Genomic DNA, 10355 nt, shown 5'->3' with positions numbered 1-10355 from the left:
ACGCGGGGAGCGCTTCGCGGAACGCGCTCGGAGGGGACGCCCCGCCGGTCAGTTGACCGACGCGGTACGCACTACCGGGTGCAAGCGACGGCCCCCGCTAACTGCATATCCTACAACAGTAAGTAGCCCGCTGCTGACCGCTACTCTGAAACAGTTGCCTGTTACAATGTGACCGCTGTACCAAAACAGTTGCCGTTCTTGCGCCAATTTCTCATAGGGAACAACTAACTGGCAAAGGAATAATGCAAATGTGCATCATTTTCTAACGCAGAAGATGCCAGAGCGGGGAATGCTGCATATGTGCATCAATATCAGCCTGCTTCCGGAGTATTCCTTCTAAAATTACGAGAAATCCTGCAGATTCGCATTATTATCAGGAAAAGGACCCGCCTTTTCGCAATAATCCTGCATTATTGCAGGATTTAGGCGGCGTAGTCCGTCTCCGGCTTATTCACAAGAAAACAAAAACCCGGGTGCAAACGCCAAGCGCGTCTGTCCCCGGTTTTTGTTTTTTGCATCCTAAGCGGTCAAAGCTTCGCAATGCCCTTGAGGCAGCAGCGGTCAAAGCTACGCTATGCCGTTCCTGCAGGAACGGTCAAGGCTTGAGAATGACTTTGATGCAGTCCTCTTCCTTGTTGTCAAAGATTTTATAGCCGTGTACGGCGTCGGCCAGCGAAAGCCGGTGGGTGATGATGTCGGTCGGGTCGATCTCCCCGCTTTTGATCTGCCGGTACAGCTCGGGCATGAAATGAATGACCGGGGCTTGGCCGGTTTTCACGGTGACGTTGCGGCTGAAAATATCGCCAAACGGGAACATGTTGTAGTTCAAGCCGTAAACACCCGTGACCTGGATCGTGCCGCCTTTGCGGACGGTTTTAACCGCCGTGCGGAACGCGCCGAGGCCGCCGCCCTGCAGCTTGAGCAGCGTTTGGGCTTTCTCGGCCAGCGTTTTCTCGGAATCGAGTCCGACGCAGTCGATGACCACGTCCGCACCCCCGGCGGTAATTTCCAGAAGGTGGCCCTCCAGCTCGTCCTCCATCGACTTGAAGTTGAATACCTCCACGTTGTTGGTGACGCGGGCATGCTCCAGCCGGTAGTTGAGGTGATCGACCGCGATGACCCGCTTGGCGCCTTTTTTCCAGGCGTATTTCTGCGCCAGCAGACCGACCGGTCCGCAGCCAAGAATGATGACCGTGTCGCCCGGCTTGACCCCGCCGTTTTCCACGCTCCAGTAAGCGGTCGGGAGAATATCCGACAGGAACAGAATCTGTTCGTCGGTCAGCTCCGCGTCCTCCGGCACCTTGAACGGGACGAAGTTGCCGAACGGCACCCGCAAAAGCTCCGCCTGCCCGCCGTAGTAGCCGCCGTAGGTTTCCGAATACCCGAAGTAGCCCCCGGCGTTGCCGTCCAGGAACTCGTTTGCGTTGTCGCATTGGCTTTCCAGCTGGTGCTTGCAGTACCAGCATTCGCCGCAGGCCACGTTGAAGGGGATGATCACGCGGTCGCCTTTTTTGACATGCGTGACCTCCGGGCCGACCTCCTCGACAATTCCCATCGGCTCGTGGCCGATAACAAACCCATGCGGCATGTTCGGAATTTCTCCGTTGAAAATGTGCAGGTCCGACCCGCAGATGGCCGTGCTTGTGATCCGGACGAGCACGTCGTCCGCCTTTTGCAGCTTGGCGTCCTCTACCTCTTTTACATCGACATTGCGCATTCCCTGGTAAGTGACAGCTTTCATGGGTCCCGCTCCTTTCGTGTCGTTCGTAGTGTAGTGTTTACCGGGCGTACCTTCTTTTATTAACCGGTTCAAGTCCAAGGGCAACGGCGCTCCGGGAAAAAACAAACGGGAAAGCCCGCTTTTCCGGAAAAGGTGGACAACCCGCCCGGACATCAAGCAAACTATAGAAAAACGGATGACGACGAGGTGTCCCATGCTCATCAAAAAAGCTGTGGTTCTTGCCGCCGGCAGAGGAACCCGCATGTACCCGATGACCCAGGCGGTGCCGAAAGGCCTGCTCCCGGTGTGCGACCGGACGGTGCTGGATCATATCGTGGAGGAAATCCGCCAGGCCGGCATCGCCGAGGCGATTCTGGTGATCGGAGAGGAAGGGGAAAGCATCCGGCGCCATTTTGCGGGCGACGCCGGCGTGAGGTTTGCGCTGCAGGAGAGGCCAGGCGGGACGGCGGACGCGCTCTCCTGCGTGCGGGAGCTGGTCGGAAACGAGCCGTTCGCCCTTCTTCTGGGCGATGAAATCGTGCGCGGGCCGAAGCCGTGCATCGGCCAGCTGGCGGAGCGCTACCGCGGTCCGGAAACGGGCGTTATCACGGGTATCGAAAAGACGGACGCGGCCTCTATTGTCCGCTTCAATTCGCTTGCGCTCGGTGCCGGTGACGAAGAAGGGCTGTACCGCATAACAGGAATCGTCGAGAAGCCCTCCGGCCCGCCGCCTTCGCTGTATACCTCCATTGGAAGGTATGTGCTTTCCCCCGACATTTTTGCCTGGATCGACCGTTACCGGCCGGACCAGGGCGAGCATGTGCTGACCCACGTTTTCGCCCGGTATTTGCTGGAGCGTCCTTTTTACGGTCTGCACGTTGCGGGCGTCCGGTACGACCTGGGAGACAAAGCCTCCTGGCTGAGGGCAAACGTGGAGCTGGCCGCGGAGCAGCCGGCGTGGGAGGCGTGGCTCAGGGAGCGGTTCAAGCCCGGCCCTTAAGAGAAAAGCGGGCCATTTCCAGAATTATCAGTTGACACCCCCGGAAGGGAGCCCGACAATAAAAGGGCTTGACCGATCCCATCTTTCGGGAAGCGAGGAACCTTATGAACACCATGAACCACGGCTATCATCTTCCGCTTCTGCTGCTTTCCGTCCTGTTTTCCTACTTTTCCGCTTATGCCGCCTTACATACCATTTCCCGTCTCGTTGCGCTGAAAGGAACGCACAAGCGACTGCTCCTTCTGGCCGGCTCCGCTGTTCTGGGCCTCGGACTCTGGTCCATGCATTTTGTGGGCATCCTCGCCTTTCTCCTGCCGCAGCGCCATTTGTCCTTTCATTATCCGCTTCTTCTCTTGACTGTATTTCTGCCTTTCGCCGCAAGTCTGCTGGCCCTTTGGCTCGCTTCCCGCAAAACCCCCGGAAAAGCCGATCCGTACCTGGGCGGCCTGCTCATGGGCGCCTGCCTGACGGGCATGCATTACCTGGGGCTGGAGGCGGTCCGGCTGGAGGGCGTGATCGTTTACGACCGGTCGCTCGTCTTTCTGTCTTCGGCGGTGGCGGTGCTGATTTCCGTGTCCGCGCTCCGGCTCGCCCAATCGTTTCGCCGCCGCAAGCCCGTTACCCGGGGGATGAAAGCCGCCGCCGCTCTGCTGCTTGGAACCGCCATCTTCGGCATGCATTTTGTCGGCATGCTGGCGGCCGATTATTCGGACCGGCAGTTTGGTCCCTCCTTCCCAGGGCAGACCACCAGCTCGGCGCTTCTGGCGGCCCTGATCGCCGCCATTGCATTGTTTCTTCTGCTGCTGGCCTTGCTCGGGCTGTACATGGACCATCAGTTCGCGCTCCGCACCGCCCGGCTGAACGAACGCCGTTATAATTCGATTTTCGAGCATAACCCCGACATGGTTTGCCTGTTCGACCTGGAGGGACGGCTGAAGCGGGCCAATCCCGCCGCTGAGAAGGTAACGGGTTACCCGGTCTCCCATTTGCACGGGCAGTCGTTCCGCTCCTTCCTGAACCCGCACGACGCCCGAAAGGTCATGCTGGCGTTTCGCCGCGTCGCGGCCGGTCATCCGCAGACCCTCGAGTTTTCTGTCGTCCATCGCGACGGGCGGAGAATCGACCTTGCTTCCACGATGGCTCCGCTTATGGTGGATGGCCGCATTTCCGACGTCTATATCATTTCCCAGGACATCACGGAGCGCAAAAAAGCCGAACAAGCTCTGATACAGGCCAAGGAAGAGGCGGAGCAGGCCGTCCGGGTCAAAGGCGATTTTCTCGCCATGATGAGCCACGAGGTGCGCACGCCGCTGAACGGCGTCCTTGCCATGACGGATTTGCTGCTGGAAACCGGGCTGTCCGGCGACCGGCTGGATTATGCGCGCACCATCCGCAAGAGCGGGCAGGCGCTGCTGGAGGTCGTGAACGAGATTCTGGACTTTTCCAAGATCGACGCCGGAAAAATGGAGGTTCATGAGGAGATGTTCTCGCCGCACGCTCTGGTAGAGGACACGCTTGCCATGCTGGGAGGCCTGGCCCGCGAACGCGGACTGGAGCTGGCGGGCTCTCTCTCCCCGGATATACCGGCACAAGCGATTGGGGATGCAGCGCTGCTCCGCCAGGTGCTGGTAAACCTGGCCGGGAACGGGCTCAAATTTACCGAAACCGGCGGTGTTTTCATAGAAGGAACCCTATTAAAGCAAAACGGAGACCGGGTCCTGCTGCAATTTTCCGTCCGCGATACGGGCATTGGCATCCCCGGGGACAAGCTCGGCAGTCTGTTCCAGCCTTACACCCAACTAAACGGTCCGGACCGCGCAAGATACGGCGGAACCGGGCTCGGCCTGGCCATCTGCAAAAAGCTGGCGGAGCTGATGGGCGGTGCCATCCGCGCCGAATCCAAGGCGGGGGAAGGCTCTGTGTTCCTTTTTGCCGTCCCCTTAAAAGCGGTACCGGAAGAAGCGGAAGCCATTCTGGAAGAAAACGGCTTTCCCTCGTAAAAACTTGTAAAATCAGGTATACTGGTCCTATCAAAACGGGTAAGAAGATTCAGGGCATTCTCCTCACGGAGCGTACCCCGATGACAGCCGCGAGCGTTCGATACGTGTTTCCGCACGGTCGGACGCTTTTTTTGGCGGTACCCGCAGAAGCGGCACTTTTCCTTCCGAAAGTGCTAACTGTCCGTCATCGTTCATAAACTGTACTTTCATTTCAGGTCCGGAGAGGAAGGGTAACTCATGAAGCTGCATAAACCGGCAAACGCCAAACTGGAATTGACCGTCTCCATGCTCGTGGAAACACCGCGAAAGCTTCAGGCCAAGAAAGAAGCCGAAAGGCTGTTGAACGAAGAGATCATCCGGCTGTCGGACATCGTGCTGCTCGGAAGGGGCGGCGAAAAGTATACGTTTTATGTAAAAAGCGTCTCGCACGTCAACTGGTTCCATATCAAACCGCTTGATTACAGCCGGGTCTTTCGCGTCTATGGCCGGATGGAGCTGATTTTGTCCGGTTACGAGACGGAAGCTCAGGAACCGCCGGTGTTCGGCGAGCTGGCCTTTCCCGAATCGCGCATCGACGCAAAGTCGGTGCTGTCCATTCCTACCGTAAAAGGCCGCATCAGCGTGCGCGTGGACGGCCATCTGCTGCACTGGGTCCCCGCCGAGCAGACGGCGCGGGCTTCCGAGGGTTAAGCCGCTTTTGCCCGTCCTTTGTTTCAAACGCCTTCCGCCCGTTTAAGGGTACTGTTGATCCCCCAAAGCGAAAGGGTCCTTTTCGGAAGCTCCGTCCGGTCCGGGTTGCCTCGGCGTGTCCGGTTCGGTATCATGAATGGGAGCCCGCAGCTTTGAGCCGGGACTACTACGAACAGAACGGGATGAGGGCCAATGGAAAACAAATTCAAGGGCTATATGGGCAAACTCAAGGACTCCGCCTCCCAGCTCCTGTCGGATAAGCGGGACCATTCCGAGGACTATCCTACCGTCGAACTCGAACCGCGCGATTACGATCTGCTCAAAAGCTGGGCGGACCGCCGCAATCTGCCGGTGGAAACGCTGGTGAGCCGGGCGGTGCGGCAGTATCTGGCGGTGCAGTCGGCGGCGGAAAGCAATGCTTCGATACCGGTGGAGCGCAAAGAGCGCAATCCGCTGCTGTACCTGGACGGACTGACCCGGAATATTCAATAACGCGCGTGCGGGAGGATGGCAACATGACGGAGACGGCTTACGAGCAAAGCGTTTTTTTGGACGATTCGGCGCTGAAGGCGTTTATGGACCCGGACCATGAGCAGTATACGAGGGCCCGGTCTTTTTTTCTCGATCTGGACGACCTGGACCGGAATTTCGTCTCGACCAGTTATATCATTTTCGATACCCATGAATGGCTGCGGGATCATTACGGCTATACGCAGGCCGAATATTTCCTGAACTCGATCGAAAAGGCGATGACCGCCGGCCGCTTGTCCCTCATCTCGGGCAACCAGGAGCTGGAGCAGGAAGCGAAGGGCTTGCTTATGCAGTTTCCCCACCTTCAGCTGTCGCTCGGCGAAGCGGTTACGGCGGTGGTCATGCTTACATACCGGATCAAGCGGATTTTTACTTTTAACCGGACTTATGCGGCGCTGCCTCAGCTGTCGGACGAAATCAAAGTCATTCCGGCGGGATAAAAGCCTGTTTCAGGCCCCGCTGTCAAAAGCCGTTTCCGTCCGGCAGAGCGCCGGCGGGGCGGCTTTTTGCTTATCCGGTGGAAATGCGGCAGCCGGAAACGGTACAATGGAGAGGACAAAACGAGCCGGAACCGGCGCAAGACGGGCCGCCCAAATAAAGGAGGAGCAGCATGCTGAAAATCGGATCCCACGTGTCCTGTGCGGACAAGGGGCTGTTATGCGCGGCCGAAGAAGCCGCAACCTATGGATCAAGCACGTTCATGCTTTATACGGGGGCGCCGCAGAACACGAAGCGCAAGCCCATCGAGGATTTTTACGTCGAGGAAGGCAAGCAGGTGATGGAGCGGAACGGCCTTTCGGACGTTGTGGTGCATGCGCCTTACATCATTAATTTGGGCTCCTACAAGAACTGGACCTACGAGCTGGCGGTCGATTTTCTCCAGGCGGAAATTCACCGGACCCATTACCTCGGTGTCCGCAACATCGTGCTTCATCCCGGCGCTTACACCGAGAAGGATCCCGAATTCGGCCTTGCGAAGATTGCCGAGGGCTTGAACGAGGTGCTGAAGGGCGTCAAGGAAACGGACGTGAACATCGCGCTGGAGACGATGGCCGGCAAAGGCTCCGAGCTCGGCCGCACGTTTGAGGAAATCGCCTCCATCATCGATAATGTGGAGGACAACGACCGGCTGACCGTCTGCTTCGATACCTGCCATGTGCATGATTCGGGCTACGACATCGTGAACGATCTGGACGGCGTGCTGGAGCAATTCGACCGCATCGTCGGCCTGGACCGGCTGGCGGTTGTGCACATCAACGACAGCAAAAACCCGTGCGGCGCCTCCAAGGACCGCCATGCTCCGATCGGAGCGGGCTACCTGGGCTTCAAAACGATCCAGAACGTCGTGCGGCACGAGAAGCTGAAGCATTTGCCTTTTATATTGGAAACGCCCTGGATCGGAAAAAACGACAAAACGTCCGCCCCGATGTACGAAGCGGAGATTGCGCTCCTGCGCGGGGATGCGGACAAGCGGTTTGGCGCAGATTACGTGGAGGACGTCGCCAAGCTGGAGCGGTTTTTCGCCGGCCGGGAAATCGACGAGCGGAACTTCATTTTAAATACATGGGAGCTTCTGCGCACCGATGCGAAAGCCAAAAAAGCGGACAAGCGCGAGCCGATGGAGCGTCTTTACGATATGATCGTCGAAGGAAACGTCCTGCCGGAGCGGAGCGAGAAGGAAATCAATCACCGGCTGATCGGATTTTTGTCCGGCCGCCATTCGCTGGTTCTGGCGTAATCCGGCGCCGGTTTCGTGGCGCGTGCGCCTGTCCCGGAAGGCTTTGGCGAGGCCCGGAAATGCCCCCTGCCCGGAGGCGCAAGACCTTCGGCGGATTCCGGTCCTGCTCCGGAAATGCTCTCCGATCGGCTGGCAAGAACATAAAACGCTGTATAGAATTACCCCTGCTTTAATGGTACAATGAATGAACTAAGATATCAGGAGGTTTCCTAGAATGGCGACAACGAGCAACAACTTGATCGAAAAGCTTGCCGTTAACACGATTCGCACGCTTGCCATCGACGCGATCGATAAAGCCAACTCGGGCCACCCGGGCATGCCGATGGGCTCCGCCCCGATGGCGTACGAGCTGTGGACCAAATTCATGAACCATAACCCGGCCAATCCGAAATGGTTCAACCGCGACCGTTTCGTTCTGTCCGCGGGGCACGGGTCCATGCTTCTGTACAGCCTGCTTCATTTGACCGGATACGACCTGCCTCTCTCCGAGCTGCAAAACTTCCGTCAATGGGGCAGCAAAACGCCGGGCCATCCGGAATACGGCCACACCGTCGGCGTTGACGCCACGACCGGCCCGCTCGGACAAGGCTTCGCGATGGCCGTCGGCATGGCGATGGCGGAAGAGCATCTGGCCGATACGTACAACAAGGATGATTTCCGCGTTGTCGACCATTATACGTATGCGATTTGCGGCGACGGCGACCTGATGGAAGGCGTAAGCGGCGAAGCGGCTTCGCTGGCCGGTCACCTGAAGCTCGGCAAGCTCGTCGTGCTGTACGACTCCAACGACGTTTCGCTTGACGGCGAGCTGAACATGGCGTTCTCCGAAGACGTCCGCAAGCGCTTTGAAGGCTACGGCTGGCACGTCATCCGCGTAGAAAACGGCACCGATCTGGAGGAAATCCACCAGGCGATCGCCGAAGCGCGCGCCGACTACCGCCCGACCCTGATCGAAGTGAAGACGGTCATCGGCTACGGCAGCCCGAACAAATCCGGCAAAGGCGGCGAAACCGGCTCGCACGGCTCTCCGCTCGGCCGCGAGGAAACGCTGCTGACCAAGGAATTCTACGAATGGCCGGGCCGGGAAGATTTCTATGTGCCGGTTGAAGTGCAGGAGCTGTTCGCCGCCGTCAAAAACCGCGGCATGCAGGCGGAAGCGGCCTGGACGCAGCATTTCGAAGCGTACAAAAACGCTCATCCCGAGCTCGCGAAGCAGCTGGAAATGGCCATTGCCGGCGAGCTGCCGGAAGGCTGGGACGCCGAGCTTCCGGTTTACTCTCCGGAGGATAAAGGCATCGCTTCCCGCCAATCCTCGGAAAAGGCGCTTAACGCGATCGCCAAGAATTACCCGATGCTCGTGGGCGGCTCCGCCGACCTGGAAACCTCGACGAAAACGGGCATCCGCGTGTCGGGCCGCATGACCCCGCACGATTACAGCGGCCGCAACATTTTCTTCGGCGTACGCGAATTCGCCATGGCCGCAGCGGTCAACGGCATGATGCTGCACGGCGGCGTCAAAGCGTTCTCGGGCACGTTCTTCGTCTTCTCCGATTACATGAAGCCGGCGATCCGCCTCGGCTCGATCATGAAGCTTCCGGCGATCTACCTGTTCACCCATGACAGCATCGCGGTCGGCGAAGACGGCCCGACGCACGAGCCGATCGAACAGCTGGCCGGCCTCCGGTCGATTCCGGACCTGACGGTGCTGCGCCCCGCCGACGGCAACGAGACCAGCCAGGCCTGGCGCTATGCGGTCGCCAACCAGGAAGGCCCGGTTGTGCTGGTGTTTACCCGCCAGGCGCTGCCGAACCTGGAAGGCACGGCCGAAAAAGCGAGAGAAGGCATCGAGCGCGGCGCTTACGTGCTGTCCGATGCCAAAGACGGCAAGCCGCAGGCGCAAATTCTCGCCACCGGCTCGGAAGTATACCTGGCCGTTGAAGCCCAGAAGAAACTGGCGGAGGAAGGCATCCAGGTCCGCGTCGTCAGCATGCCGAGCTGGGAGCTGTTCGAGAAGCAGCCGAAGGAATACCGCGATTCGGTTATCCTTCCGGACGTGCGCGCCCGCCTCGGCGTCGAGATGGCCTCGCCGCTCGGCTGGCACCGCTACGTCGGCCTCGACGGCGACACGCTCACCATCGACCGCTTCGGCGCGTCGGCACCGGCCGGCGTCGTGCTGAAGGAGTACGGCTTTACGGTTGAGAACGTCGTGGCGAAGGTGAAAGCCCTGCTGAACAAATAAAACGGCTCTGGCTGTATAACGAAGCTGTCCCGCAAGTCGCAAGCCGACGGGGGGCAGCTTCGTTGGCGTTTCAGGCCATTTTCCGGCATCATGGACCGGTAAGAGAATGTGCCCGCGATACCGATGGGACACATGGTTTTGGTTGTTGGGGAATGCGGAGCTTGCCCGATACGGTGGGTTGATGCTCAACGCGGGATAGAGCGGGCTTTCGGAGCAGGAGGGCTAACGGTTGCCACAGAGGCTATTTGCTCCAAAAAGAGGGATTTAAAATTCTAACGGTTGCGACAGCGGCTATTCACGTTTTTTTGCTTGTTTTCGGCCCTTTTAGCCAAAATAAGCGCTGTGGCAACCGTTAGCGATAAAATGAGGCGATTTTGGCGGGAATAAGCCCCGTGGCAACCGTTAGCCACCCGTGCCCTGGCGGGCACCACAGAAAA

8 protein-coding genes are annotated in these 10355 nt (G+C 58.8%); 7 read left to right on the top strand and 1 reads right to left on the bottom strand.

Features of this window, described 5'->3' with window-relative positions:
* Window positions 1–595: 595 nt before the first annotated feature.
* The gene (locus AC6I6H_RS19885; RefSeq protein ID WP_497955948.1) at window positions 596–1741 is read right to left on the bottom strand and encodes a zinc-dependent alcohol dehydrogenase; all 1146 of its coding nucleotides are present in this window, start codon (window positions 1739–1741) and stop codon (window positions 596–598) included.
* Window positions 1742–1934: 193 nt separating this feature from the next.
* On the opposite strand from AC6I6H_RS19885, the gene AC6I6H_RS19880 reads away from it, so the two are divergent.
* The 7 genes from AC6I6H_RS19880 to tkt all read left to right on the top strand — a co-directional run bounded on the left by AC6I6H_RS19880 (window position 1935) and on the right by tkt (window position 9918).
* A complete protein-coding gene (locus AC6I6H_RS19880) occupies window positions 1935–2720 on the top strand; it encodes a sugar phosphate nucleotidyltransferase (protein WP_497955946.1) in 786 nt (261 codons plus the stop codon).
* A 104-nt stretch (window positions 2721–2824) separates the two neighbouring features.
* Window positions 2825–4720, top strand: a complete 1896-nt coding sequence (locus AC6I6H_RS19875; RefSeq protein ID WP_497955944.1) for an MHYT domain-containing protein — start codon at window positions 2825–2827, stop codon at window positions 4718–4720.
* Window positions 4721–4957: 237 nt separating this feature from the next.
* Window positions 4958–5410 carry a hypothetical protein gene (locus AC6I6H_RS19870; RefSeq protein WP_497955943.1) on the top strand — a complete coding sequence of 151 codons (453 nt, stop codon included), beginning with the start codon at window positions 4958–4960 and terminating at the stop codon, window positions 5408–5410.
* Window positions 5411–5602: 192 nt separating this feature from the next.
* A complete protein-coding gene (locus AC6I6H_RS19865; RefSeq protein ID WP_497955941.1) occupies window positions 5603–5902 on the top strand; it encodes a hypothetical protein in 300 nt (99 codons plus the stop codon).
* A gap of 23 nt (window positions 5903–5925) precedes the next feature.
* Window positions 5926–6381 (top strand): type II toxin-antitoxin system VapC family toxin, encoded by a 456-nt coding sequence (locus AC6I6H_RS19860; protein ID WP_497955940.1) that lies wholly within the window; start codon window positions 5926–5928, stop codon window positions 6379–6381.
* A gap of 170 nt (window positions 6382–6551) precedes the next feature.
* The gene (locus AC6I6H_RS19855) at window positions 6552–7679 is read left to right on the top strand and encodes a deoxyribonuclease IV (protein ID WP_497955938.1); all 1128 of its coding nucleotides are present in this window, start codon (window positions 6552–6554) and stop codon (window positions 7677–7679) included.
* Between the two features lie 214 nt (window positions 7680–7893).
* The gene (gene tkt / locus AC6I6H_RS19850) at window positions 7894–9918 is read left to right on the top strand and encodes a transketolase (protein WP_497955937.1); all 2025 of its coding nucleotides are present in this window, start codon (window positions 7894–7896) and stop codon (window positions 9916–9918) included.
* The last annotated feature ends 437 nt before the right edge of the window (window positions 9919–10355 follow it).

The organism is Gorillibacterium sp. sgz306347 (assembly GCF_059735245.1).
The sequence above is the reverse complement of the archived record's forward strand: the minus strand, read 5'-3'. Positions and strand labels throughout refer to the sequence as shown.